This window comes from Saliphagus sp. GCM10025334 (genome assembly GCF_042663485.1).
GTDB lineage: Archaea > Halobacteriota > Halobacteria > Halobacteriales > Natrialbaceae > Natronosalvus.
The window spans coordinates 19,545-43,957 of record NZ_JBHTAF010000007.1; the positions used below are offsets into that span (position 1 = coordinate 19,545).

Sequence of the window (24,413 nt, forward strand, 5' to 3'; positions counted from 1 at the left end):
CTCATTGCGCCGGTGTGAAGGTTTGTAGCAATGATTCATCGGTTTCTGGTTCAACGTGACTGAAGCAGTTCGAGGGCGACGAGGTTCAGCGTTTGAGTTCTCAGAAAGTTCGTTCGACAGCGTTTCGATTTCCGTGACGATGCATCAGAATCGGAGGCTGGCTCGTTGAAGCGTGGTTTGGAGGGGCATCACCTCATGAACGAGAAACACGGTAGTTTCGATGTGGTGCTTCTGCTGAAGTCCAGTGAGAGGCATCTTGGTGAGTGCGGCGGTTGTCGTCGAAAACAGCCGGGCACGGAGCTGGTCGTTTGTTTAGGGGCAGCAGCGACGTACAGTCGGAGGCTGGTCGTTGATCCGAATCACTGGTTCGTCAAGAGCAATCTGATGCGTGCTCGCCCAGATTCTATCTGTAGATCGGCTTGTTGCACCCAATTGTAGGCTGCTTTCCGACTGCGGTTGATACCCTAGCAACCGAGCAATCCGACGATATTCGGTAGTGGCAACCTGAAACATAGGGTTAAATATCCAGCTCCATTGCTAGCCCAGGTGTCCGCTTGCACTCCACAAATGCTAACTCAATCCGGTCTACATTGCCGCTGAAGTGGGAGGTCTCTGCTATCAATCAGCAAGAATTTCTCCCGTCTTACGCATGACTAAACGTCGGCCATCGTACGAGAGTCCTGTTTACGGGGTGTACTCTGGCGATTGGGACTCGATTGTATCTGCGACATTATCCAATTGCTCACCTATTGTCGCGACGAGGTCATCAAGAGTGACAATTCCTGTGAGACTCCCATTCTCATCAACAACCGGGAAGCGACGAACATTGTTTTCCTTGATCGCCCGGGAGATTTCCATTGCCTCTTCATCCTCTCGTAGCGTCGCTGGATCTTCTGACATCACTTCCTGTACTGAGATGTCTGCAACATCGTCGTGCTGGTGGATTGCCAGAGCAGCATCACGGTCAGTTACGATTCCGGCCGGCGACTCATCTTCTGTGAGTACAATCGCGCCCACGTTTTCGGAGTCCAGCAGCTCAGTGATTTCTCCAAGCGTACTTTCTGGACTTGCCGTTACGACATCGCTTGGTCCGAGGTTGCCAACGGTCATGATTCAAGGTAGCGTACCACACGAGAACTCTTCAAGATGAGGCTTTCAATATGTTCAAAAACATCGTCTTTTTCGTAGTCTGTTAGTATATTATCAATTGATGTTATATAGAAGTAATATGACCAACTGAGGTTTTTAGCTAAAGCACTATTAGCCGCTCTATTGCTGTATAGACAGCATTCGGAACGAGACCGGTTCATAATTTGATTTCTTAGCTAACGGAGAGCAATTATGATGAGTGGGGTATGAATGAGTGTGTATCTCATTCGCAGAGGATATGCCATTCACTGGCGAGCATGCGTATAATGCCCAAATTGAACTTGACGAGGAGACTCTACGCGGCTCGACGTCCTCCATTTCGGCGGTGACGGAATATAAGTAATCTGCTGAAGCAGCGATGCCCTCTTTACAATGGATAGATAAGAGATTCCTGTGCCAACCACGTGTCCCAAATGCGAGAATTTCGTATCAAGATCAGTTGGCAGAGGTCGAGATAAGAACGGAAATCAAATCCTTCGGTTCAAGTGCAAAGAATGTGGCCATGAATGGCAGGTCAATCTCAACTGAGACGTTACTAATACAGTCTCAAAGCTATCGTCCGCACTCGATTGGGCTGATTGGTGTGGAATTGATGGTATAGAAGGTCTCAAGGCAATGAAGCCGTTTTCCAGAAGTGGCGACTCGGCTTCCCGCGTCATCACAAGGGGCTCAGTGGGGTAACCATTCGTCATCGCCGCCGTTCTATAGTAGTATACTCATCCGTATCAAAGGATTGTTTCGTCGGTCGTAGACAACAGAAACGCGGCTAGATCGTTGTGACCGCGTTACGTATCAACACGTCCCGAGAACAACTTCAAACTCCTCGCGGATGGCGTCAACAATCGCCTCTCGGTCATATTCACCGGCAGTTGCGCTCACTAACGCGATTTCTTCTTCATCAATAGGGATCCAAATCTGGAGGAATCCCTGAGCCCCGTCCATATAGTCAACTCGTGAGACAGGTTTCTGCCAGAGGTCAGCCTCTTCGCCCGTGTATTGCGGATGGATACCTTTGGGAAGCTCTTTCGTTGTTTCCAACGTAAATCCTCTGTCCTGTTGAAGAATATCGCGGATCTCCCCAGAAATCGTATGCCGATCTGCTTCCTCTTCGATTTCTGTCTGGAGGGTCTGTACGGTAGAAGTGATGAACTTTTCAAATGTCCTGTCTGGCACGATTTTATCCATATCATCGAAAATCTCTTGCTCTTGCCGTCGTGGGATTCCACTCACGCCAGAGACAATTCGATCGTCAAGAGGATTGTGGCAGATTCCGATGTTGGCCCGCGGTCGTTCACCCATTTGAGGAAGATACGTGTCACGAATTTCGAGTAGAACTGTATTGTTGAGGTCGGTGTATGTCTCGTAATTCTGTTGAAGAAATGATTTGAATAGTGGCATTTCTTCTTTCGCAGGCGATGTGAGAAGTAGCCGTTGAACAAACTCTACATTGGGTTCCTCGTCATGGTAGAAAAACGTGTGATTCTCATACCCCTCAAGCGAAATCCACACGAGATAGTCGACAGGCCCACCGTCAACGAAAATTGCTTCTTCAATAGATCGTCGCTCTATTTTGGAGAAACGATTCTGGAAACGATCAGCGAGACGTTTAATGAACTCGTCTGGATCGAGTCCATATTCAGAAATGAATTCCTGAGCCATGTGAGAGACTACTTTTCCCACTCGATAAAAGTAGTCTGCATAATGCGATTCAATATATGTTCCTGAGAAATCACAATTCGCTTGAGTGGCCAATCTTGATGTGTGTGCGACTAAGTCCCCGATGTGGCCTTCTGATCGCACTTCTTCAGTAGCAGACTATGGGAATGAATCCTTATAGCAGGATATTCAATACAAACTCGATGAATGACGAAATGGCGACTAGTACACTCAATGCCGCAACGCTTCAGGAAGCTGTTGATACAATCGTTCAAATGCTCGACCATCCATCCGATATTTCGATTTCTTATTCATTTAATGGAGAAACCAAGACAACGCTATTCCAGGTTGGAGGGCCAGAGGAAGCGAGCTACGAGTTGGTATATGAGGGGGAAGTCGATGAAAATGAACCGACTATTCAACAAATCGAGTGAGAGGCCTATTTAAATCAGTCAGCAGGGAAGAAAACAGGTTCCTACGTACTTCTCAAGCAGTATCCTCTATGTAGGAGACCTATAAGGCCTTCCGAATATTGTATTCTTTTCCTCTATATCCTTGGTCAAAAAGGCCATTTATAGGATTTCTATAGTTCTTTCCCTCTGTTAATCATTCATCCTGATATTCAGGTTATCGCTGATTGTCTCCTAATTACTGGCCAAATTATAATAAACGGTCCGTTGAAATCTTTTATCAATGATTGATTCTTATCAGGTGTGCTGACTGCAGAGTATGGATGCAGTACATTGACCTCGTTTATTTCAATCACACCGGGTAGAACCAACCGGTACATACGGATGCATACTTATCGACTGATGTACTCAGCGATTCAGCTACCGACCGGACCACTCATCGAATCCCAACGTGCTGAGGTGGTAGTCTACTACGTTGAGAAAGGGTGGCTCCAGTGAACTCGATTCTAATAGGCGTATCGGATGTCATACAACGGTTCTCATACCAGTCCTCTGCTCTCTCGGCTCAAACAGGGAATCGATAGAACGGTTCTCTTGGTGGCTACGACGCTGTTCCAGTGTATTTCAGAACCGTTGGCATCAATAATCCCTGAATCCCGACGCTCAGGACGGCGACACCGAACACCATCGCTCGAATCTCCTCCCTGAACTGCATGGCGTCGGAGAGGCTCAACGCGAGTGCAACAGGGATGACCGTATGGAGACTCCCCCAGACGATGACGTGCTGATACTTCCTCGGTACTGGCCTCGTGAGCACTCGGTTCGCAGCGCTCATCAGGGGATACACCACGACCCCCCGCGCTACGAGAACGAGTACGACTGCACCGCTCACGAGTACAGCGTTATCCAGCAGGAGACCAGGCGCGACGAGTTCACCGATCAAGATGTAGAGGAGAGTGTTGACTAGGAAGACTGCCGTCTGCCAGACTTCCTTCATGAACTCGACCGTCCGCGTCGGCTCCTCGTCCCAGCCACCCGTATGACCGATAACCAGGCCTGCCGTCACGGCTGCAAGGACGCCACTGATCCCGATCACCTGGGAGGCGATGAGGTAGCTGCCGTAGGCAGCGATGACCGTAATCAACAGCGTCGCTTGCCGGTCACGCACCCAGCGAATCGCGGCATTCCCCACAAACCCAACGAGGAGACCGACAAAGAGGCCACCGCCACCAACGACGAGCATCTCGACGAGGAGTCGTCGAATCGTCGCCAGTCCCGTGAGCTCCGTGACCGTCTGGCCTGTCCCTTCCTGTGTTTCCACGAGATCTACGAGAACGGTGAAGAGGACGATGGCGACGAAGTCGTTGAAGACGCTCTCGCCTTTGATGATTGATTCAAGGTCTTCAGGCGCGTCGAGTTGTTGAAAGATTGCTAGGACAGCGGCTGGGTCAGTCGGGACGATAATCGCCCCGAAGAGCAGGCCAACGAGCAGCGGTAGCTCGAGCAAATATGCGACTGAGCCGCCAAGGATGGCGGCGGTCAAGGGTAACCCCGGAATCACCAACAGGAGCGGTGGCAGCGCCGTCTCACGGAGCTGGTCGAGGTCGAGTTCGGCGGCACCTTGGAACAGGATGATTGGCAACAGCCCGATCATGATGATGTCTCGGGAGAGCCGGATACCGAGTTCGAACGGCGTGATGGCAACGATGAGACCGACGAGAACGAGCGCGACGGGATAGACGACCTGTTCGCTCCGCACCGCGAAGATCCGGACGGCCAACCCGAGACAGAAGACCGCTAACACCCGGATGACCAGCGCGGCAACGTCGGACATTGAAATTACTGGAAGGCGGTGTTAGCGTGTTGCGTTACTGGCCGTCGTCGGGTGGTGCGTCAGTTGTCGCTCGATTCTCTGCTTGTACGTACCGAGTGCGTGCTCGATAGAAGAGATAGCTGAACAGAAGAACAAGGGTGCTGCCAAGGGCAAGTCGGCTTACCTCGAGGATGTCGGTGACGGGCTCTCGCAACCCCCAGAAGACGGTGAGCGTTCCCATGAAGATGGCGCCGACGAAGTACAGGACGGGGCGCCAGTACGGCGTGAAATAGAGGCCCAGCCCGGCGAGGAGGGTGAATGCGATCCCAAAGTTGTGCATCGAGGTCGGATCTTGAATGACCCCTGCCGTCAGGCCGCGATACAATTGTACTACTACGAGGGCGAGAACGAGCAAAAGTGTGACTCCATCGACGGCAGACCGATACTGCTCCACTGGTTGAGATTTCCGGCTCGTCTTTCTCACACCAGTAATAGAGTCAGGAGACAGAGAAAAATCTGTCCCTAGGTTTAGAACAGAACCTGAAGTGAAGGTATCGACGACTGCTAGTTCTGTTCGGGTCACCACCATTTTCCGCGTCCGCGTTGTACGACTAGCTAAGATGTGTGAGAGCTTCATATTCACTATGGGTGCGCTCTCTATCGGGAATTGGCTGACCGATATACCCCTGCAATTATCGGCGTCGATGCGGCTGGTATACTTGGTTCTCGGGGCGGCGTTGCTCGTCGCCGCGATCATCGACATTCTGTGGACCACCCTGTGGGTCGACGGTGGGTCTGGCCCGCTCTCCGCGCGATTGACGTCCTGGGTGTGGCGAGGCCTCCGTCGCTCCGGGAGCGAACGGTCGCGACTGCTGGGTCTCGCCGGCCCGATCATTCTCACATTGACGCTCGTGATGTGGGTGGGGTTCATCTGGGCAGGCTGGACGCTCCTCTTCGCCGGCGGCGAAAACGCGCTCATCGCCGCCCGTTCGGATGTCCCCGTAACATGGACAGGGCGGATCTACTTCGTCGCATACACGATGTTCACGATGGGGAACGGCGACTTCTACCCGCCAGCTGGCATCTGGCAGATCGCCACCTCACTCACGACCGCCAGCGGAATGCTCTTCGTCACGATGGGTGTCTCGTACGTCCTCTCGGTCCTCGGTGCTGTCGCCGAGAAGCGGTCGTTCGCCAGCAGTGTGAACGGACTCGGCACGCGGGGCGAAGAGATCGTCGAGAGCAGCTGGAACGGTGAGGACTTCGAGGGATTTGATCTGCCGTTGAACTCGCTCACCTCCCAGCTTGATCTACTCTCGAACCAACACAAGGCCTACCCGATCCTCCATTACTATCACAGCGAACAGTCCCAGGACGCCTCGGCGATGGCTGTCGCCGTCTTCGACGAGGCGCTCACGCTGTTCCGGTTCGGTGTCACGGACGACGCGCAGCCGTACTCGGTGTTGCTAAAGAACGCTCGATCAGCCAGCGATAACTACCTGAAAACGCTCGACAAGGCGTTCATCGACCCTGCCGACGATGTACCGCCACCACCTGATCTCGATCGGCTCGGTGGCGAGGGAATCCCCACCGTCTCCGATGAGGAGTTTGCGGACGCCCTCGACGACCTGGCGGAACGGCGTCGGAAACTCCTCGGCGTCGTGGAAGCAGATGCCTGGCACTGGCCACCGACTGACCAATGACGAGTATCAATTTCTTCTTCGCTGGCTGGGCACCGATCGTTCGAATCGTCGTCGTTTGGATTGCCATGTACGTCGCGCTGATCTTCTTTCTGCGTATCTCGGGGAGTCGAACGTTGTAGAGTATGAACGCGTTCGACTTCATCGTGACCGTCGCCATCGACTCAGTATTCGGGCAGGCGTTGACGGCCAAGAGCGTCGCGCTTGCCGAGGCACTTGTCGCATTCGGGCTGCTCGTCGCGATTCAGTAGATGGTGACGTGGATACAGATCCGGTGGCCGTTTTTCAGCCGCGTCGTTACGAGCCCGCCATCGTTGCTGTATTTCCGCGGAAAGTTCATCGACGAGTCGATGCGCCGCCAGCGAGTGACAAAGTCCGAAGTGCAGATGACTGTTCGCAAGAAAAAGTTCGGCTCGCTCGATGAGGTCGAGACGGTCGTGCTCGAATCGAGTGGAGATTCTCTGTCATCGGGTCTGCCGTGAATGGGATAGTGTTTGGCGAAACACTCGACACGAAGCGGCTGATCGGCTCCACGAGCTGGGCTCCATCGACATCCAGCACACGACGCCGCGAAAATTCACCGTGATATCCGAGGAGACGATCATCCGTATGCTCAAGATGAGACGCGAAAATACGATTACCGAACTTGCGGAGTGTCTGGAGGGGATCGGGCCGGCCCAACCACAACGCGAACAGTTCGGCGTCTGGACGGTGACCGGACGGGAAGCGGTCGCATCTCGTGTCGACGAGTTCATCGCCGAGGCAGACGAGCAAATCGTCTACATGACCATCGATGAACTACTCACCGACGACCATCTCGATCAGCTTCAGGCCGCCAATGACCGGGGGGGGGGGTAGACATCTATCTCGCGGGAATTTCAGACGAGGTCCAAGATCAGATTCAGGAAATGGTTCCGTCAGCCGAGCTGTTCGAAACCTTGTGGGAGTGGCAAGATACATCGGCCGGGAACCTGTTGATCACTGATGAAGAGACGGCACTCGTGAGTGCGCTTATGAACGGTTCCGACGGCGGTGATGAGATCAAAGAAACGGCAATCTGGGGCGCAGGCGATCGAAATAGCCTCGTCGTCGTCCTCCGAGCAATCTTTTCGTGGCGACTCGACGAAGAGCAAGCAGCCTGAACCCACAACGATATTCACTCGAAAAATCATAGTAAGTTTATGAGAGCCATTAGCATAGGCTGGCTATGAGTGAAGACGCCCAGGCGAGCGACGAGTGCAGGTCTGATTCAATCACTATTCACTTCTACAGAGCGTACGAACCGTTGAAACTAAGATCCTCTTTTTGATAAGTTCCCCAGTGCATGGAGGAATCGATGTTGTTTAGCGAGAATAATTCCTTGCTGCTTGATATTCAAACTCAAGGTCGTGGTCAGATCCCTGTGTAACCCAAAGAATCCCATCGACGTGATGCGATAACTCTGCGATCGTTTGCTTATCGTGTTCCGTATAATTGAGACCGAAGAATCCGATTCCGGTTCCGGTTCGCAATCCTGTAATTCGTTGTAGAACTCGACAGACTCGTTTTGACGGTGAACTGCGAAGCAACGGCGTGAGTGAGCGAATAACAAGATGGCGAGTCTCTGTAGTAGGAAGCTTACTTTCGGTTAAATCTGAAAGTGCAATCACGATTCGTTCGAGATCAGCTGATGATGGCGTATAGACCGTAGGTGAGTCTCTATAAAACGAAGACACGTACTGTCTTTCGGAGGTCGTATCAACAAGGCCGATCAGGGGGCGGTCCGTCGAACAGACTCTCTCATAAGCACTGCATGTTTGATCGGCACTTTCGATAGTAGTCACAACGAGAGCAGACTCACTATCGTGGCCATACTGACAAAGAGCCCGAAGTCCAAGCGCATAGTGAGATGGATCAACAGTCCCTGCAACGAGAACTGTTGATCCACTTCCTAGAGTCTCTGGAAACGAAGGAAGAGACATTGAACTGAGGTCTGCCGCTGCATGTGAGAAATCATTCATGGTTACTCAATTATCGCTCCAAGAGTGTGAATCGCTCATCACGTCCCTCAGTTTTGAGAGCGTTTCTTCTGGGTAGTACCGAGCACCACACTTCGGGCACTCAGCAACCACAACAGTTCCTTGCCAATTTGTTGGTATCTCTAACTCTGTTACGTGTGCGGTTTGCTCAACAAGCCTCGTGTCGCAGTCCGAACATGGGAGATCTGTTTCGTGAATCATGATCAGGAGAACGGCTTGGTCCCGCAGGAAGCACCATGTGAAGGGTGCGTGGCTGGGCATGCTATGAGCAATGCCCTATCACCACTTGTTGCAGTGGTGAACCGTGGCGAATAGAGAAAACACGGGACAAAGCCCTATATCCAGCAAAATTTGGAGGTGCATTCACAAATAAGTTTCGCTCGGTGAACTACCAGAAGAGCATATCTTGATATGGACACTGAGTGTGAACAGTTTCTCCCTATACTAGTCAGCCGTTTCGAGATCGCGCAGTGCATACGTTCGAAAATTGAATTGTTGGTAGAGTCTCGATCACACCAGACCCTGCTGAAGCCCTGAAAGCCGATTTTGAGAGGTCATACTGGGTATGGTTTACTCAGCGGATGGTAAACAGATGAAACCGTTCGCTAAAAATAGATCATCCTATATAAATGAATCTGAGCGTAACGACTTATACTCTATTTCATAATGTACTGGACAAATCCAAATTGTTAAGCCCATCGGCTGGTTACTTGTACATGAGATCAGGATATGGGCGTGGGAGGTTCACTCTCTATCCTCACAGGAATCGGCCCGATGAGGCCATTCGGCTGAGGGAATAGTCCGCGGCGTCAGACGCATACGTCTTCCTAGTGGACTCGGGTTCGCCATGCCCGAGGCGGACTAACTTTGTTGTTTCGCCTTTTTTCAACGAGAAATTGACGGTTCGAGGAGTCGATTCTAGATGAAAGCTTAGACCGAACACACGATAGCAACAGCACAATCAGCGTTGCGAATTACGTACTCGGCCCGGTGCCCGAAGAATGCTCGTTGAGAGACCGGACGAAGGCTCGCTCCCATGATGATTAGATCATCCTCGTTCTCACGGGCGAGCTCGACGATCTCGTCTTCCGGCTCCTGTTCTGAGACAATGACGCTTGTCGTAACTTCGGCACCGAGTTGTCGTCCGAGGTCAGCCTCGCCATCGACGATCTCCTCGCCGAGTTGTCGAGCCTGTTCAATGTCGGGCTCTTCGATAAACCGATCACTGACTTGTGATTTATTGACAACGTGGATGATCTCCACGAGCGCATTTTCAGTCTGGGCAATCGAAAATGCGACCTCGGCTGCGTGACGATTGTATTCGGCCCCGACCGTTGGGAGCAAGATTCGTGAGATCCCCTCTCGTTGGAGGACGACACCGTCAGGTTTGGCATTTGCATGGACAACCGTGACCGGGCATGGACTGTCTCGAATGATGCTGTCGATGAGGTCTCCGAATGGAGGATCGTTAGGCCGTGCACCTCGTTCTGCGCTTCCCAGAACGAGCATATCGTAGTCTTCACGAGCTTCTGAAAGAACCGTCTCTTTGAGACTGTCCGTTTCCTGTCGCAGCATCGTTCGAGCAGTTCGATCGCCAGATGGATCGAACTGTTCTTGCATTACGTTAAGACACTGGGTGCCCTCGTTGAGAAGCCCTGGATCATCGGTCTGTACTGACCTACTTGACGGATTTTCTGTATCTTGTCCTCTCTCTCCTGTCGAAGATATCTTCGAGAGCAACAATTGGCGAGTACGGGAACCAAGCGATTGTGACTGAGTTGATGGTGGTCCACTCGGCTGATCAATGTACATATGAGTGACGTCAATCTCGTGTTCGTGCGTAAGTGAACCGAGCATCTGTGCGGCGTATTGCGAGTCAATCCCGCAGCGAGTTGGAAGAAGGACTGTGGTCATCCGACCGAGAAAGCTCTCAGCTTCCTGTTCTTCACGCTCGAGGCGTGTTCGTTCTTCTTCCGACATCGGGACGTGCGGGAGACTCCACCGCAACAACGGCGGAGCCATGAGTGAGGTGACGACGGCTATCACTACAATAATACTATACATCTCGATCGTCAGAACACCAAGCCCGAGGCCGATCATCGCAACGATGATTTCCATGGCTCCTCGAGCGTTCAGTCCGGCACCCAGCGTTACCCCTTCCCAGTGGGACAACCCCGCGACTTTCGCCCCAACGTACGACCCGACGAATTTACCCGCAACTGCGATTCCTAATGCAGCTGTAGCGACGGCTAGTACGGTCGGATCTGCGAGCGTTCTTAAATCGACGCGAAGCCCCGCAGTGGCGAAGAAAATCGGTGCGAACACGCCAATCGTGATCATTTCGAACGTGTGTTCCGTCTCGTAGTCAAACCGTTTGACTTGTCCAACGAGAATGCCCACGACGAATGCTCCGAGTACCGCTTCGAGATGGAGGTAGTGCGTGAACGATCCAACCCCGAGTGAAAGCGCCATCAACGTTGTGAGCTTCGCCACTTGACCTCCGATCGTATCGTCCACGACGCGAATAATCCACGCAACAGCCCGCTGGCCGAGCGTTAGCCCGACCCCGAGAAAGACTGCGAGGTAGAGGATCGTCAGTGCGGTTTCACCGAGTTCAATTTGTCCTGTTCTAGCGAGTCCCGCAACGAGTGCGAGTAGAATCCATCCAACGGTGTCGTTGATCATCCCCACAGCGAGTGAGATCTGGCCGAAGTCACGACGGATTGCACCCATATCCATCAGAATCTTCGCAATGACTGGAATCGCAGAGATGCTGAGTGCTGTGCCGACAAAGAGACTAAAGACAAGTCGCTGACCAGGTCCGGCGATGAACCGATCAGGAAGGTACCAGGCGAAGGCGAATCCCATCACGAACGGAACCACGATGCTCGCAACCGAGATGATCGTCGCATCCACGCCTCGACTGATAATGAGATCGAGATCGGTTTCCAATCCAGTAAGGATGATGAGCATAAGGAGCCCCAGCCACGAAACGACTTCTATGAGATGAAACTGCGGATCGATCGGCGTCTCGGGAGAGAAGACGGAACGGAAGACGATTGAGGTGGCGTCAATTACCGATGGACCGAGCAAGATGCCGGCAGAGAGTTCACCGACGACAGCAGGCAAATCAAAATATTTCGCAACTTCGCCCAGTCCTCGAGCAACAACGAGAAGCACGGTGAGCATGAGAAATAGCCAAAGCAGCTGCTCGTGAGCGATTGGCTCAATGACCTCGGCTTCCGTATTCTGAATGAGGATCATGAATCAGTCTGCGCCATGGAAATCCAGTAGGTCTCGACCCGCGTAGTCAGCTGGACCGAATCCGCGGCCGTTTCACCTCGAAGACGAAATGTCTCTCCTTGTGTATTCACGGTATTAGAGCCTGTTGTGCAGTCAAAAATAAAGGCTGTGGTTGTGTTTGCCCCTACATAGATAATCGTGTCCAATAATATAGCGGTTAAGGAAAAGGTCCTTACGTATATCAGAGTGTTATTGGACATAAGTAAAAATTCCCGTTTGCCAGTTCGTATCAATTTGTGATAATATCCAACCTCGTGTGCGGTGTGCAGCTCTAATGAGAATCTATAGTCCGAACATGCCGTCGTCTCAGTGGTCTAAATTGTTGTTGGGTAAGTACCTCTACGGCCGTTCGTCACGAAATGACCTTCAGGAATGCGTGAGCCAAAGCGCTGAGTGGTGAGTAACTGGTCATCGCGGACGGAGTAAAACTACGAACAACGGGAGCTGGCCACTCAGAAGTCAATATTGAGCGCATCGGTGCTGCGATGTTCTCTAATGTTGTAGGGAGATACGGCCATCGAAAATCCGCCACGTGCCTTCAATCGGATCACAAGGGAAAAGGAGTTACCTCCCAGTCGTGACAAGTCACCATAATCAATCTGCGCGATGCGTACCCAGGGGTTCCGAAATAACAACTGGTATCCCGGGTCTGCGGTATCAGATAAATATGGAAGAAGACCGTCTAGATGTCGAGCTTGATTTCGGTGAGGACGAACTGATTCCCGCGATTGCACAGGACATCGAAACAGGCGACGTCTTGATGCTCGCGTACGTTTCCCCGGAAGCGCTCGCCACGACCCAGAACACGGGGCTCGCTCACTATTACTCTCGAAGTCGTGACGAACTCTGGCAGAAGGGCGGCTCCAGCGGACACGTCCAAGAGGTCAAAGAGATCCGCGTCGACTGTGATGGTGATGCATTGCTCTACCGAATCAATCAGGAAGGTGGGGCGTGCCACACGGGCTATCGGTCCTGCTTCTATCGGACGGTCAAAGGCGAGACCGTCGGCGAGAAGGTATTTGATCCAGACGAGGTCTATGAGTAGCGGAAATAGTGTCTAGACAATAGCGGGAGGCGGACTTGGACCACCGATTTCCTGTTCGCTATCCTGGTTTATCGGCTGGCTATATCCATCGCCAGGTGACCCTGCCGGATGTAGTCGTACATCCTTTGTGATGTGAAATCCGTTGCGCCCCATCCGATTCAAGGGACCATATTTCAAAACGATATTTCGAACCTCGTCGGTGACCTGCCCTTGATCGATGATCGCGGCGTACTCGTCCTTTGTGCTGTCCGCGAGTGGGCGTCACCCATAGGCTAACTAGTGGACTCAGCCTCAAGTGGATTTTACCCAGCGGATTTCTCTCACCGGTTGACGTACGTCGACTAAACCATTTTTACAATTGTGACTCTTCCCACCATATTCTCAGCAAGCTAGATGCTCGAAGTGCCGTATTGCTAAACGCCATGAGTGGCGTGGAGTACGAATCGAGTACTGAGTTGAGGCGTATGTTTTTCAACTGTGTGTTCTATAATCTAACCAATGGCTATGGAAGTGGCGAATTATAAGCCGGTGATCCCTATATCGCCAGTTATCGGTTTCGGTCTCGCCATAGTAATTACACTTACGTCAGCGATTGCTATCGCCTTCTTCTCAGTATTATTTATCTCCTGAGATTATTTACTGGCAGTGGATATTTTCTCCATATTGGTTCGACGCTATTTGATAACGGTCAAAAGGGGGGGGGGACAATCAGGTCCAGAACAGGCGAAGTGCCGAGACAACGTGAGTGACAGGCGACGTCTACGCCGTCGAGGTGAGTATGTCCCTCACTAAACTCGCTGTGCTAGGACTGTACGCTCTTGCAGCGGCGAACTCCGGCCTAGTCCAGAAGAAGTGGTTACTCCAGCGTCTTCAGTGAGTGAGAGCGGCCACCTCAGGGGGGAGAGAGGTGGCCAGATTTCGATCATCAACGGGTGAGCTCCAAACGGTCTGTGTCCTCTAACGCTCGAGGTCCCAGACCAGTTTGAAAGTCACCGATAGTAACAAAAAAAGTTGACCTGTCGTATTCAGGCCGGCCAGATCTTGCGAGGAAGAGGCGCCGTGGAAGCCGGTGACTCGAGAGGTCCAGTACGTAGCTCGGTGACGGAAAGCGGCCACCTAGGGAGTGGCCGGGTTATGATGGTGCGACTCGTCCGCTTCGATGCCTAACGGTCTGTATCCTCTGGCATGGGAGGGGATCAGACCAGGCTGACCTCCACCGATGAGTGAAAAGGTTGTTGGCCCGTCGTATTCATGCACCGCTCGCTCATGGTGTCAGGCCCTCGATTTCAGTACGGAGACTCAGTTTTACTCATGGAGCTGACGCTCACTGCACGCCGAGCCATAGGAGCGACACTGATTCCGGAAGTGTTCGGAGTGGTGGACTGGACCATCGAAGCCGGTCTTCACTTCTGGGCTGGGAGACCGTCATCTCGAGTTTTAGTCGAGGTCGAGTTCATGTGTCGACTGCCCAATAACACGTCGGTAGTCGCAGAAGTGGACGACACATGCGTCACCCGCCTTCCACAGTAGCCAGGCCTCCCTACAACAAGTGTCGTTAAGGGCCAAGGTGATCTTGTGGTGCAAAGAACGCACGCCACGCTCAAGAGCCGGTTGATTGATTGAAAACGGGCGTTTCGTACCCTCATCCCTCCTGTTGATGGTAGTGGAACCGTGATAACGGAGAGTGGTGAGTTTGGATAAGACGGGCCGACGCGGCCAATACGGTTACGTTCACTGAGACCAAATCTCTAACAGCGCGGGGGAGGGGGTTAGTCGTTGCCAACGTCGTCCTCATAGCCAACCAGCTACCACATCGTTATTTCCTCCGCGCTATTCCTATCCATTCGAACTCCACGACCTGTCTATGAGCAGGGCTGAGCAATACGAGTTAGTGCTGATACGAAAAGGAAAGGGTGGGGATTCCCTTCCGGTGGTAGGTGGGTGCTTAGCCCCGAAGAATCGTAATTGAACCTTCAGGGGCGTTTTCTCATACCATGCGGAACTTGATAGTGACACACACTCACACCCAATATTGCCGAAGAAATGTACGTTTGTTCGAGGCCAACGAAACGATCAAGATCATCCTTCACACGATTGATCGGCCCGTTGCAAAGGCTGCGGTCGTCGTCGTTCCTGAATACACATATCACGAAATAAAGGCCGAATACACACCACCAAATCAGGTACCCGAGAAAACGGCGAAGAATTTCACGTGCGAGTAAGCCCTGCCACTCGGTCGACGAAGATGGGGCATCGATGACGCTTCCGAGAGTATTATCTGATGGAGTTTGATGAATCGCCAAACAGCGCCGACCACGCCACAACTGACGTCACGGAACGACGTCCGAAGGCGCATACCGCCCGAAACGACCCTACCGCTATAGATCTGATCACACCCTTCACATCGCCATAATTCGGGCCAGTATGGTCTCCTACCGTTGCCCGTTACCTCCACTTTCGTTCCGAGGCGGACTGTTTCTATCCAGGACAACGAACGAGCGTGCATGCTTTCGTGCGAGTGGCGTGACTGCGACCGGACCTCCGACTACCGGTTCAACGTCAAAAACCGCCGACGGGTTACCCAGCACGTCGAGTACTTCTGTGAGCGTCACGCTCTTGACCGGATCGAGGAGGCCAATCGAGACGCGTGGCTCGAGATTATGTCGTCGACGAAGCAGTAGGATAGCTTATTATCTGGCGTTATCATGTGTAGATCGAAGTATGAGCGACAAACTCGAACAACTCAAGAAGAGGTTTCAGGAAGAACAGGAGCGAGCATTTGAAACGAGTAGCGAGTTCGAAACAGACTCGAAAAGATGGCACTATTTCGAAGGAAGCAGACGGTTTTATCGATGCGGAGAAGTTTATCAATGACCTACTCGAAGAATAGTCCTGAAATCATGTCTCCACGATCTTCTCTTTGTCCATCACCGGACTGTTCGCACTCGACTGGCGGCGCTGCCGAGCTAGCCGAGTACGTCAACACTGAACATCCAGGCGAGTTCCGACGCAAGGACTGGCCGGCGACCGAAGCGGGCCGAGGGACGCGGACTCGAGGCCTGGCCGAAGACGAGGAGGAGTGATGGACGTAGACCTCTACTGGATCGGATTCGTAATAGCGGTACTCGTCCTACTAAGGGCGATCGTTGAAGCACTGTAGAACAACCCAAACGGGCTATCGCAACTCAAGGTCGTCGACGGCGTTTGCGAACTCGTCAGCGCTCATGTTCTCGATAGCGTCGACGCCGTGCTTCACGGCGATCGGGTAGTAGTGCTTGTTCTTCTTCGGTTTCCAGTCCAACTCACGTCCGCATTCGTAGACGAGTCGATCGTACTCGGAGTCAAACGTGGAATCGATCGTATCGGGGAGGTACATGTACCGGCCCATCCAATATATAACCTGACAGCGCTCGTAAATCGGTCACCAGACGGCGTTACTCCAGATCGTGTACTAACATACCGATTCGGAATATTGCTCTGAGTCGGCGAATCCTTCCGTACTCAGTTGTGATGCTACATCCGGGTGCAAGGCTTCATTCTCCGGTAGATCACGCTCGTGCTGGGTGGTGGAAAGCCAACCCTGTTGCGTGTGATATGGGTCGCCAGGAGCGTGCTCACCATTGATCTCGCCGACAACGTTGTGCAACAGTTCGTGTGTGATTATCCAAACTCGAGAATTATATTCACTCGTGGAATACGTTACCCTCTCATCACTGACGTACGTCGCATAACCACCCACATCACCCCATCCAGCTACATTTGCTGACTCTGCGTTTTTGATCTCACCCATCGCTACGAGATGATAGACGCCACATCCTTCATCGATATATTCGTTATAGAGTCCATCGAGATTGCTCGTTTCATTCAAGTCGCCGGAGTAGGTTTTCGAGAACCGATGTTGGGCCCGTTGTTCCTCGACGATATGCAGGTTGATCCCTGTCTCGCCATTCGGGTTCGAGACATTCATTGACGCCCATATCGTGCGTAACTGCTGCTTTTCGGTGTCAGAGAGTCGTTCCGAATCGTTGCTGTAAAGAATAGAGACGTACAAATTCATTTGGTTCGGATCCGAATTGTCGATTGTTGCGCCATTTACTTCTGATTTGTTCTCGGCAGCGTCTGGGATTCGATCACCATCGGAGTCGACTGCTGCCCCTATTACGAGTACGTTCGAGCTCATTACAGAGAAAACAACTACGAAGGCGATTAGACAAACACTCAAATATCCTATAGAAGAGACCTTCCGGAACTGTTTAGCTGGTACTGACTGGGTAATCCACCGGAGCGCGGGCCAGCCAGGCCGCCATCCACAGCGTCGGCACTGTAGTATCCAGTCCCCTCGATATCGACGGATATACTGGTTGCAATTAGAACATTGCGTGCCCTCTCTTCCTTGTTGACCTATCGAGTACCGAGTAAAAACCGCTGCAGTAATTGTCCATCGAACGACGAAATACGTAGGAATGGCCACGAACCCCGCCAATAGCCATCCGCTCTCGAAGTAACTTAGATAGCCAATGCCAGTGGCTATTATGAATGCCGGGATCGCGTGTCGCCAGATCATTACATCTGTCCTGACGTACTATCTACAAGAAATTATCGGGGTCGCCATGATTGAGTGTGGTCGGTCTGTAGCCATGATGACGTCAATAATCGTTTCGAGGCCGCCCCGAATAGGGCCTCACGATGAGCGCGCGGCGTTTCAAACGGGAAATCGGGTTTAGCACCAACACTTATTTCTCTATTGATGCGAAAACAGTGGACTGCCGTTTCACCACGAAGTGGCTACTCTAATCATGCATTCGAGGCCGTGTTGAGGGCCCGGTCTCAAGCAGAGCACTGATTAGAGTCAGAAAGTGTTGGAGTCTATCCCGGCGGACATCATATACCTTTCTTTCAGTACCTGAGACCGAGTAGACAGTAGTGACCCATCTAGCCCTAGAACAATCATTAATGCAGATGCTGAATCGGTAGCTGTCCTTCAAGTGAGTGGCGCGGTCTGAGAAACCACAGAATGCCGCCGTTATCGCCTACGACAGCGGTGTTCACCACTCCAGTGGCATCTGGGACTGTTTAGCCGCGCACTGCGCCAACCCCGCCGTGGGGGTTTGAGTACCGAAATCCGGGGGGCATGCAATCTATTCTATGCATCCACAATCGTCGTGAAACTCTTCAGCCGGGACTCGCTCTAAGTCGTCCAGTTTGGGGAGTGGGTACTGTTCGTAATCGGGCTCGGGGTAGCTCCTCGAAAGAAATCCATTCCCAATCCGCTAGCCGATCGGGGTCGCCGTCGGTCATACTCGAAAGGCTATCGCCTGGATAATCAGTTTGAGGGATTACAGCGATTCCCGGAGTGCCTTGAGTTCATCGACTGTGAGCGCCTCATTTTCCTCCAGATAATCTTCGACACGGGTTGCTGTGAGTTTTCGAAGAACGTTGGCCTTTTGGCACGCTCTGGCGTCGAACTTGCCGAGATTTCGATATCGATGTTTCTTCACTGCAAAGACCCAGAGAACGTTGTACTCGGGAACGTACGTGGCCAGCAGAACATAGAGCCGGAGATCTCCCTGACGCAACTGCTGGAGTTCTTTGCAGGTTTCGTACGTTTTCTCAATAACAGATTCTGGAACGTCGTTCTCCAGGCAGTTGATCATCGCAGTCAGTGCATCCCGAGCCTGGGTGTTATCGAGTTTCCGAATCTCGGATTCGACTTTCGGGTGGAAGATCGCGACGCCATCGTCAGGATTGGAGAGAGAATGCCAGCGCACAGATACTCGATGGCAGGTGCTCAGGGGTCATAAACGTTCAGTAACTAAGTAATTCAATTAGAGGAGAGGAAGGCGTCTTTGATGTCGTCTGCCTTTGCGACATCACCATTGATCGCACCATCGATGCGATCCTCAAGTTCGTCTGCCAGCGTCCCTTCATCCCTATCATCTACGGGGTTCTTGGGGTATCTGACGGGCGTTCCTGCGTATTGGAATATCTTTTTCCGGGCAGGTCTCCCTTCTTCTCGATCAATTTCGCTTTCGTCTCTTTTTCTCTCTTCCAATGTCATGTACACCTCGGGGTTGGTTACCCGTTCTCTATCACAGGTCTTTATTTCGGACTGCCTAGACCAACGTATGCAGTGCTTAACCTGTGCTCGTGCCTACTACTACTACCACAAGGACATAAGTCTTCACCCTGAGCTATTCAGACGTTTCCAGCCTTCCCCCTACTGATTTCAGAGGGGCTTTAAGGCTAATTCGGAAGATGACCTTCCGGAGACGCACCCCCAAACCGTTTAATACGATGTCGAACGCGAAACGTACGAAACCGGACTCTATCAATTTCCGACAGTCACGCCCACCAAGGGGTATGATCGTCACAGACGGGTCGGTTCGCAACCGTGAGGTTCTCGAGGACGACACCCAGTTGGAGGATATCTTGTACCGCGATGGTGAAGGTCAACCACCTCATCTCACTGCTCTCACCGCTCATGATCGGCGGCAGCGCCTTGGGTGCGTTCGTCTACTGTCCGCCAGGAACGGCCAATACTGTCACTCACCGGTAGATTCTCCAAGACCTACACGACGAGGCCGGCGTCGCGACTGTCGAGGTTGACTGCTAGGCGGACCACTCCCGGCGCCGAGCGCTGTTGGCGATCCTCAATGGCCTCGACGCGAAAGGCATCAACGCCAAGAACACGGCTCCCGGCGCTCTTCTCCAGCACATTCGGGACGTCGTCGACGGGCCTACTGTAGTCATGCTCGACGAGACTGACCAACTCGAGGATTTCACCGTGCTCCGAGACGTCTACCAGCTACCTGACGTCACCATGCTTCTCATCGCGAACAAGAGTACTCCGTGTTCGGCCACCTCGAGCCCGGTCTCTATCCCGGATCGGCACGATGCATCAGGTCAAGTTCGATCCCTACCACGACGAACAACTTGTTGAGATCCTTCGCGAGCGCGTCCGCATAGGTGTCTGAGATGGCGTCGTCAACGACGGTTTCCTGGAGGAGATCGCCGACGCCGCAGCTCGCGATGCGCGAATGGTGATCAATATCCTCCGAGTGAGTCTCGATCTGGCGACCGCACGCGAAGCGGAGTCGCTCTCAGAAGCGATTATCGACGACGCAATTCTGATCGCTCAGGGGATATTGCGAAGGCACGGGTCAGTACGATTACACGTGAACAACGCCAGTTGCTCAAGGCGCTCCTCAAGATCGAGCCGACGAAGATCGGCGATATCTACGTGGTCTATGAAGCCGAAATCGGTAATAAGACCGAACGAACAATAGGGAACTGGCTCCGGGATAAGTTCTCGCAGTACAATTTGGTCCGGAAGGACGCGACCTCGAACCCGACCGAGTTCGAGTTCACCCAGCGCGCAGGACGTGTTGGATTAGTCCCCGAATTAGTCGGTATCGTGCTCGACCATCTCACTGAGTGCCTCTAGTCCCGGATTGACGTTGCCTGTGCTACGAGTAGGGCTATGAGAGTGGCTATCGAACAAGTTGCATGACGTACCCAACCCATCTTCACGTCTGTGACAACTGCCAAGTCGCCTATGGAACGAGTTCGGTTTCTTCACCAGATATGTGTGCTGTGTGCGGAGAAGAGACGTTCACGGAGTTCGATCCGGACGATTTACTCGATCGGTGAATCGAAGTCGATGATCAGCAGCCCGGGAGTAAATAGAATATCGATATTGAAGATACATCGCTCGTTTAATCGCGGTTATTCTCGCCAGCACGCTCAGCAATTGCGTCAATATCGAGCTGGTGGATAGGGATATCTTCGCCAATCGTGTACTCCGACATTTGGCCGCACTCGTAGCATTCTAGAACGATATCGGTCCGATAGGCCATCATCTTCACATCATCCCGTTCATCACAGACCGGACACGATAGCCACTTCCAGAATGAGTACGTCATGCCACTCAATGGTACCCGCTTGTTATAGTGATTGGGATAAAGTGACAATCCTCCCCCTTCGAGGAGTTCTCGAACAACAGCTTCTGAGTTCAAACCCGGAGTTCAAGGCCTATCGTCGACGGAGAGATGGCCGATAGACTCACAGTAGGCATTCTCACAGTACTATAAGCGGGGCGTTGTCTGTCGTTGCCGACAGATCCGACCAACCCACTTCATCGCCCCGCTTTTCATTGCATCGATTGTGCTCGGTAATAGATGCCAGAAAGTCGTAACGAGGGACTCTCACGCACGTTTTGGCCGGTAGAATAACGTAGATCTGGACAAGAGGGTCAACTGCGCGGGGCGGGGGAGATCGCCTACCCAGGTGTTAGCTTATCCTCCAGTCACCAACCATCATCATTCCCCGCGTTTTGACACACCTGCTGACACCACCAACGTCTCGGCCTTCATGGCCGATTCGACTATTGGAAGGTGTCGCACTACACTTTGGCTTACGCGCTACTGGGTTCGACGACGTCCGCACACTCACACACTAGCTCGCGAACATCGTCAGCAGTGCCTGCATCGATCGAGGCGACGATGCCTTCAGTTTCGTCGATGACGAAGTGGAGTTCTGTCGCGTGTTTGAAAAATCGAGCGGTCGCGATCAAATTGCCGTGATTATACAGTGACTCCTGGTGTGGGGTATCGAGCGCTTCCAATCGGTGATCGCGAAATACGCGCTGGAGTTGGCCACAATCGTAGGCTGACTCGACATCTTTACGGGCGTAGAGAAACTCGCTATCTTCCGGCGTGTAATAGCCGACACTGCGGACATCATCACCGAACTGCTCATCCAGAAAATCGGTCAATTGGGCTGCAGTCTCTTGAACCATCATAGAGAGAATGACAGGCGCTGATGATAATATTATAGGCCGACTCGAACCGTTTTCCCTTACATTTTGAGGATCTCGAGTTTCGAGACCAAACTGAGAGAAAGCCCTGAAATCAAAACCAGGAGCAGAAGAGGGACCACGATCGAGAGTGACGTTCCCAGGAGAGGACCAAACGTCACCTCAGCATCCGCCAGTATCTGTCGAACGATATGCCGGCCGATGAAGTAGAACAGGATACCGAATCCAATCCCGAGTGCGATAAAGATTGGCAAGATGCGACGTTTCATATCCGAGGATCAAACGCACCAGTATAGAACCCTGTGGCCACTCGCCAATTGAATGTCAACAAATAGTGGATGAGACCCCCTCACTCGCGTTAGTTGGAGACGCGCACGACGTAGTAGGTTACTCGTTATCCTCACTGCCGTTCGTATTGATGGGCAGAGTCAGGATAGTTCTCGGTGAAGTTGATGAATTAAGTTGCTTACAGTCGGTGCTCGAGGTCTTCACCTTTGTCCCAGTCGGTGCTCGAGGGCTTCAGCGCCGGCCCTGTCCCACAATCGGCGAATCAGCGTCTTTCCACCAGAGCGCCTACTTAGCTCTGGGCTCAACTCGCAACTATGGCCCGCGTGTACACGTTCGGTCACTCCTCACGCTCGATCGAGGAATTCGTCTCGGCGCTCTGTATCTACGATATTACCGTCGTGGTCGATATCCGTCGGTTTCCTGGCTCGCGGCGGAATCCACAGTTCGGAGCTGACGCACTGGCCGCGACGCTCAATAAACAGGGGATCAGATATCGTCATCTTGAGGCACTCGGGGGCCGACGTTCAGAGTCACGAACAGATTCACCGAACGACGAGTGGGAGAACGACTCGTTCCAGGCCTATGCCGATTACGCGCTCACTGACGAGTTCCAGACCGCACTCGATGAGTTGGTCGCACTCGCAGAGGACGAGGTGCCCGTGATCGTCTGTGCGGAGGCCGTCTACTGGCGCTGTCACCGCCGGATTGTCGCCGACTGGCTCCTTGCTCGTGGCTGCGAAGTCCTCAATATTTTCGATGCTGACCGCGCTGACGAGCACGAGTTAACGCGATTCGCGGAGGTATCCGATGGGTGTGTCACCTACCCGGCTGACGAATCGTAGTCCTCCACTTTCGATCAGATGAATTGCGACGCTTACTCTCAATCCTCGAGTTCGCCAACCCGAGGGTGGGGTCACCGTTTCCAGCCGCTCATCCTGGACTTGAGCTCGGCGCGCGTTCTGCGCACAGCAAGATTACCCTATTCCCATAGGAGCATCGAATCGAATATAGAGTTTCAGACGAGGTGTAGATATGAAAGAATGAATAGGAGAAGAATTCTGAAGAGGCTTAAATTGATAGGTAGGGCTGGTTCATCAAAAGTCCATGAAGCGTCTTATCTATTAATGGCAGGTATTGCTGGGGCAGCAGTTTCGGACGTAGAATCGTACTCGGTTGTTGCTACAGTTTTCTACATGGCTGTCATATTGCTTATTATCAGTATCAGTCTGGGAGCGCTTGACGTGTTCTATAATAGACCTCACCCGGAATCGAAAGAACTGAATTTTGAAGAATATTGGCGAGAAGATTGGAAAGATGAGAGATTAGACCAAGTTGCCTCGTAGGAGGCACTAGTAGAGACTGCTGTTTTGTGAGCAATAACTCGAGATACGTTTGCGGAGGCCGTGACTGCGTCGTAATTTTTGATTTTGTTCCCTTATATCGAGTGACAATTTGGGATCTAGTTCTGGGGCTATATTGAAGTATATTGAATAGTAACGAATCAATAACAAATGCAGTTGCGTGAACTTATTGATAGAAACTGGAACAGCTACGAGCGCAAACGCTTCATCAAGGACGATACAAAGACCAAGACCGACGACTTCGACCCGGAAGCGTTCAAACACGATGGTTTCGACGACCGAGAGAAATACCTAGAGACGTACGCTCCAGCACTTGCCGCTGAGGAACGCCTCGAGCAGGAACTCGACAACTTCACGCCTCCGAGACTGAGTGAAATTAACAACTCTCCCTACCAGGCCCTCGTCATCCGATACGGGATTCTTCGCCAGCTCATCCAACAGTCCGACTACAATATGGAGAAGTCGGAACTAATCGATGCTGTCCAGAACTGGCAACGAGATTTCATTGAAGCTCACGACGAAGACTCCTTCCCTAAAACCGATGATCTTCTCCACATCGCACAAGCCGCTGTCGACTACAAGAACCAGATCGATGATTCTGAACTCCATATGGTGTTCAGTTACTTCGAACTTCACAACAACGCCCACGACAGCAGGCACGAGTACTACACGTGGCTTGATTTCTTTCAGCGACTTTCTGCGCTAGATCGATTTCCGAAGGTCACGCGGTCCGACAGCCCTGAACATGCCTATGACACCATCGAGAAAGGAGTTTGGTCACTTCAATAGCAAGCACTCGTCTATGAGGTCGATGATCCCGATTACAAAGAACTCGTCGGCATTCCTGAAGACTAC

The 24,413-nt window shown here is 52.3% G+C and carries 26 protein-coding genes and 1 pseudogene; 12 read left to right on the forward strand and 15 right to left on the reverse strand.

The features are described 5' to 3' along the window. Position 1 precedes the first annotated feature (1 nt). The 3 genes and pseudogenes from ACFQO4_RS19170 to ACFQO4_RS19180 form a co-directional block, all read right to left on the reverse strand. A pseudogene (locus ACFQO4_RS19170) lies at positions 2-619 on the reverse strand (transposase domain-containing protein). Between the two features lie 65 nt (positions 620-684). Next, positions 685-1,110, reverse strand: coding sequence for a CBS domain-containing protein (locus tag ACFQO4_RS19175; RefSeq protein WP_312912864.1), 426 nt, complete (start codon positions 1,108-1,110; stop codon positions 685-687). Between the two features lie 831 nt (positions 1,111-1,941). Beyond that, the gene (locus tag ACFQO4_RS19180; RefSeq protein ID WP_500262446.1) at positions 1,942-2,808 is read right to left on the reverse strand and encodes a hypothetical protein; all 867 of its coding nucleotides are present in this window, start codon (positions 2,806-2,808) and stop codon (positions 1,942-1,944) included. 200 nt (positions 2,809-3,008) lie between these two features. Here ACFQO4_RS19180 and ACFQO4_RS19185 point away from each other — a divergent pair, with 200 nt between their 5' ends. Beyond that, on the forward strand, positions 3,009-3,239 hold the full coding sequence (locus tag ACFQO4_RS19185) for a hypothetical protein (protein WP_312912860.1): 231 nt from the start codon (positions 3,009-3,011) through the stop codon (positions 3,237-3,239). Between the two features lie 577 nt (positions 3,240-3,816). On the opposite strand, the gene ACFQO4_RS19190 is transcribed toward ACFQO4_RS19185, so the two are convergent. Together ACFQO4_RS19190 and ACFQO4_RS19195 are read right to left on the reverse strand one after the other, a co-directional pair. After that, entirely contained in the window at positions 3,817-5,049 is a 1,233-nt protein-coding gene (locus tag ACFQO4_RS19190; RefSeq protein WP_500262447.1) for a cation:proton antiporter, read from the reverse strand. A gap of 34 nt (positions 5,050-5,083) precedes the next feature. Beyond that, positions 5,084-5,368 carry a hypothetical protein gene (locus tag ACFQO4_RS19195; RefSeq protein ID WP_312912857.1) on the reverse strand — a complete coding sequence of 95 codons (285 nt, stop codon included), beginning with the start codon at positions 5,366-5,368 and terminating at the stop codon, positions 5,084-5,086. A gap of 364 nt (positions 5,369-5,732) precedes the next feature. Here ACFQO4_RS19195 and ACFQO4_RS19200 point away from each other — a divergent pair, with 364 nt between their 5' ends. The 5 genes from ACFQO4_RS19200 to ACFQO4_RS19220 all read left to right on the forward strand — a co-directional run bounded on the left by ACFQO4_RS19200 (position 5,733) and on the right by ACFQO4_RS19220 (position 7,870). Then, complete coding sequence (locus tag ACFQO4_RS19200; RefSeq protein ID WP_312912871.1) at positions 5,733-6,731, forward strand: ion channel; 999 nt, start codon at positions 5,733-5,735, stop codon at positions 6,729-6,731. 122 nt (positions 6,732-6,853) lie between these two features. After that, positions 6,854-6,979, forward strand: a complete 126-nt coding sequence (locus tag ACFQO4_RS19205; protein ID WP_500262448.1) for a hypothetical protein — start codon at positions 6,854-6,856, stop codon at positions 6,977-6,979. Then, positions 6,980-7,210, forward strand: coding sequence for a YetF domain-containing protein (locus ACFQO4_RS19210; protein WP_500262449.1), 231 nt, complete (start codon positions 6,980-6,982; stop codon positions 7,208-7,210). It abuts the gene before it with no gap. 136 nt (positions 7,211-7,346) lie between these two features. Beyond that, positions 7,347-7,586, forward strand: a complete 240-nt coding sequence (locus ACFQO4_RS19215) for a hypothetical protein (protein ID WP_500262450.1) — start codon at positions 7,347-7,349, stop codon at positions 7,584-7,586. Between the two features lie 155 nt (positions 7,587-7,741). Further along, positions 7,742-7,870 carry a hypothetical protein gene (locus tag ACFQO4_RS19220; protein ID WP_500262451.1) on the forward strand — a complete coding sequence of 43 codons (129 nt, stop codon included), beginning with the start codon at positions 7,742-7,744 and terminating at the stop codon, positions 7,868-7,870. Positions 7,871-8,071: 201 nt separating this feature from the next. Here ACFQO4_RS19220 and ACFQO4_RS19225 read toward each other — a convergent pair whose 3' ends face one another. Both ACFQO4_RS19225 and ACFQO4_RS19230 read right to left on the reverse strand, forming a co-directional pair. After that, positions 8,072-8,728, reverse strand: coding sequence for a DUF7504 family protein (locus ACFQO4_RS19225; RefSeq protein WP_500262452.1), 657 nt, complete (start codon positions 8,726-8,728; stop codon positions 8,072-8,074). 948 nt (positions 8,729-9,676) lie between these two features. Further along, positions 9,677-12,010 (reverse strand): cation:proton antiporter domain-containing protein, encoded by a 2,334-nt coding sequence (locus ACFQO4_RS19230; RefSeq protein ID WP_312912848.1) that lies wholly within the window; start codon positions 12,008-12,010, stop codon positions 9,677-9,679. Positions 12,011-12,716: 706 nt separating this feature from the next. On the opposite strand from ACFQO4_RS19230, the gene hisI reads away from it, so the two are divergent. After that, positions 12,717-13,094: a phosphoribosyl-AMP cyclohydrolase gene (hisI, locus tag ACFQO4_RS19235; protein WP_500262453.1), complete on the forward strand. Its 378-nt coding sequence runs from the start codon at positions 12,717-12,719 to the stop codon at positions 13,092-13,094. 2,504 nt (positions 13,095-15,598) lie between these two features. Then, positions 15,599-15,775, forward strand: a complete 177-nt coding sequence (locus ACFQO4_RS19240) for a hypothetical protein (RefSeq protein WP_500262454.1) — start codon at positions 15,599-15,601, stop codon at positions 15,773-15,775. A gap of 494 nt (positions 15,776-16,269) precedes the next feature. Here ACFQO4_RS19240 and ACFQO4_RS19245 read toward each other — a convergent pair whose 3' ends face one another. The 5 genes from ACFQO4_RS19245 to ACFQO4_RS19265 all read right to left on the reverse strand — a co-directional run bounded on the left by ACFQO4_RS19245 (position 16,270) and on the right by ACFQO4_RS19265 (position 19,863). Beyond that, positions 16,270-16,482: a DUF8160 family protein gene (locus tag ACFQO4_RS19245; protein ID WP_500262455.1), complete on the reverse strand. Its 213-nt coding sequence runs from the start codon at positions 16,480-16,482 to the stop codon at positions 16,270-16,272. Positions 16,483-16,545: 63 nt separating this feature from the next. Then, a complete protein-coding gene (locus ACFQO4_RS19250; RefSeq protein WP_500262456.1) occupies positions 16,546-17,274 on the reverse strand; it encodes a hypothetical protein in 729 nt (242 codons plus the stop codon). 1,156 nt (positions 17,275-18,430) lie between these two features. Beyond that, positions 18,431-18,862, reverse strand: coding sequence for a hypothetical protein (locus tag ACFQO4_RS19255; protein ID WP_500262457.1), 432 nt, complete (start codon positions 18,860-18,862; stop codon positions 18,431-18,433). A gap of 53 nt (positions 18,863-18,915) precedes the next feature. Beyond that, complete coding sequence (locus ACFQO4_RS19260) at positions 18,916-19,152, reverse strand: hypothetical protein (protein WP_500262458.1); 237 nt, start codon at positions 19,150-19,152, stop codon at positions 18,916-18,918. 510 nt (positions 19,153-19,662) lie between these two features. Beyond that, positions 19,663-19,863: a hypothetical protein gene (locus ACFQO4_RS19265; RefSeq protein WP_500262459.1), complete on the reverse strand. Its 201-nt coding sequence runs from the start codon at positions 19,861-19,863 to the stop codon at positions 19,663-19,665. Positions 19,864-20,283: 420 nt separating this feature from the next. Between ACFQO4_RS19265 and ACFQO4_RS19270 the strand changes: the two genes are divergently transcribed. Next, the gene (locus ACFQO4_RS19270) at positions 20,284-20,538 is read left to right on the forward strand and encodes a hypothetical protein (RefSeq protein WP_500262460.1); all 255 of its coding nucleotides are present in this window, start codon (positions 20,284-20,286) and stop codon (positions 20,536-20,538) included. A 271-nt stretch (positions 20,539-20,809) separates the two neighbouring features. On the opposite strand, the gene ACFQO4_RS19275 is transcribed toward ACFQO4_RS19270, so the two are convergent. From ACFQO4_RS19275 to ACFQO4_RS19285, 3 genes are all read right to left on the reverse strand, one after another. Beyond that, positions 20,810-21,016: a hypothetical protein gene (locus tag ACFQO4_RS19275; protein WP_500262461.1), complete on the reverse strand. Its 207-nt coding sequence runs from the start codon at positions 21,014-21,016 to the stop codon at positions 20,810-20,812. A 491-nt stretch (positions 21,017-21,507) separates the two neighbouring features. Continuing rightward, entirely contained in the window at positions 21,508-21,891 is a 384-nt protein-coding gene (locus tag ACFQO4_RS19280) for a DUF7522 family protein (RefSeq protein WP_500262462.1), read from the reverse strand. Between the two features lie 59 nt (positions 21,892-21,950). Further along, positions 21,951-22,178: a hypothetical protein gene (locus ACFQO4_RS19285; RefSeq protein ID WP_500262463.1), complete on the reverse strand. Its 228-nt coding sequence runs from the start codon at positions 22,176-22,178 to the stop codon at positions 21,951-21,953. A 333-nt stretch (positions 22,179-22,511) separates the two neighbouring features. On the opposite strand from ACFQO4_RS19285, the gene ACFQO4_RS19290 reads away from it, so the two are divergent. From ACFQO4_RS19290 to ACFQO4_RS19300, 3 genes are all read left to right on the forward strand, one after another. Next, positions 22,512-23,039 (forward strand): DUF488 domain-containing protein, encoded by a 528-nt coding sequence (locus ACFQO4_RS19290; RefSeq protein ID WP_500262464.1) that lies wholly within the window; start codon positions 22,512-22,514, stop codon positions 23,037-23,039. Between the two features lie 198 nt (positions 23,040-23,237). Next, the gene (locus ACFQO4_RS19295) at positions 23,238-23,540 is read left to right on the forward strand and encodes a hypothetical protein (RefSeq protein ID WP_500262465.1); all 303 of its coding nucleotides are present in this window, start codon (positions 23,238-23,240) and stop codon (positions 23,538-23,540) included. 168 nt (positions 23,541-23,708) lie between these two features. Further along, positions 23,709-24,347, forward strand: coding sequence for a hypothetical protein (locus tag ACFQO4_RS19300; RefSeq protein ID WP_500262466.1), 639 nt, complete (start codon positions 23,709-23,711; stop codon positions 24,345-24,347). Positions 24,348-24,413: the final 66 nt, after the last annotated feature.

Coding starts and splice junctions, on each gene's coding strand:
- ACFQO4_RS19175 (WP_312912864.1), bottom strand. CDS start 1,110: ATGACCGTTGGCAACCTCGGACCAAGCGATGTCGTAACGGCAAGTCCA.
- ACFQO4_RS19180 (WP_500262446.1), bottom strand. CDS start 2,808: ATGGCTCAGGAATTCATTTCTGAATATGGACTCGATCCAGACGAGTTC.
- ACFQO4_RS19185 (WP_312912860.1), top strand. CDS start 3,009: ATGAATGACGAAATGGCGACTAGTACACTCAATGCCGCAACGCTTCAG.
- ACFQO4_RS19190 (WP_500262447.1), bottom strand. CDS start 5,049: ATGTCCGACGTTGCCGCGCTGGTCATCCGGGTGTTAGCGGTCTTCTGT.
- ACFQO4_RS19195 (WP_312912857.1), bottom strand. CDS start 5,368: ATGCACAACTTTGGGATCGCATTCACCCTCCTCGCCGGGCTGGGCCTC.
- ACFQO4_RS19200 (WP_312912871.1), top strand. CDS start 5,733: ATGCGGCTGGTATACTTGGTTCTCGGGGCGGCGTTGCTCGTCGCCGCG.
- ACFQO4_RS19205 (WP_500262448.1), top strand. CDS start 6,854: ATGAACGCGTTCGACTTCATCGTGACCGTCGCCATCGACTCAGTATTC.
- ACFQO4_RS19210 (WP_500262449.1), top strand. CDS start 6,980: ATGGTGACGTGGATACAGATCCGGTGGCCGTTTTTCAGCCGCGTCGTT.
- ACFQO4_RS19215 (WP_500262450.1), top strand. CDS start 7,347: ATGAGACGCGAAAATACGATTACCGAACTTGCGGAGTGTCTGGAGGGG.
- ACFQO4_RS19220 (WP_500262451.1), top strand. CDS start 7,742: ATGAACGGTTCCGACGGCGGTGATGAGATCAAAGAAACGGCAATCTGG.
- ACFQO4_RS19225 (WP_500262452.1), bottom strand. CDS start 8,728: ATGAATGATTTCTCACATGCAGCGGCAGACCTCAGTTCAATGTCTCTT.
- ACFQO4_RS19230 (WP_312912848.1), bottom strand. CDS start 12,010: ATGATCCTCATTCAGAATACGGAAGCCGAGGTCATTGAGCCAATCGCT.
- hisI (WP_500262453.1), top strand. CDS start 12,717: ATGGAAGAAGACCGTCTAGATGTCGAGCTTGATTTCGGTGAGGACGAA.
- ACFQO4_RS19240 (WP_500262454.1), top strand. CDS start 15,599: ATGCTTTCGTGCGAGTGGCGTGACTGCGACCGGACCTCCGACTACCGG.
- ACFQO4_RS19245 (WP_500262455.1), bottom strand. CDS start 16,482: ATGGGCCGGTACATGTACCTCCCCGATACGATCGATTCCACGTTTGAC.
- ACFQO4_RS19250 (WP_500262456.1), bottom strand. CDS start 17,274: ATGAGCTCGAACGTACTCGTAATAGGGGCAGCAGTCGACTCCGATGGT.
- ACFQO4_RS19260 (WP_500262458.1), bottom strand. CDS start 19,152: ATGACATTGGAAGAGAGAAAAAGAGACGAAAGCGAAATTGATCGAGAA.
- ACFQO4_RS19275 (WP_500262461.1), bottom strand. CDS start 21,016: ATGACGTACTCATTCTGGAAGTGGCTATCGTGTCCGGTCTGTGATGAA.
- ACFQO4_RS19280 (WP_500262462.1), bottom strand. CDS start 21,891: ATGGTTCAAGAGACTGCAGCCCAATTGACCGATTTTCTGGATGAGCAG.
- ACFQO4_RS19285 (WP_500262463.1), bottom strand. CDS start 22,178: ATGAAACGTCGCATCTTGCCAATCTTTATCGCACTCGGGATTGGATTC.
- ACFQO4_RS19290 (WP_500262464.1), top strand. CDS start 22,512: ATGGCCCGCGTGTACACGTTCGGTCACTCCTCACGCTCGATCGAGGAA.
- ACFQO4_RS19295 (WP_500262465.1), top strand. CDS start 23,238: ATGAATAGGAGAAGAATTCTGAAGAGGCTTAAATTGATAGGTAGGGCT.
- ACFQO4_RS19300 (WP_500262466.1), top strand. CDS start 23,709: ATGCAGTTGCGTGAACTTATTGATAGAAACTGGAACAGCTACGAGCGC.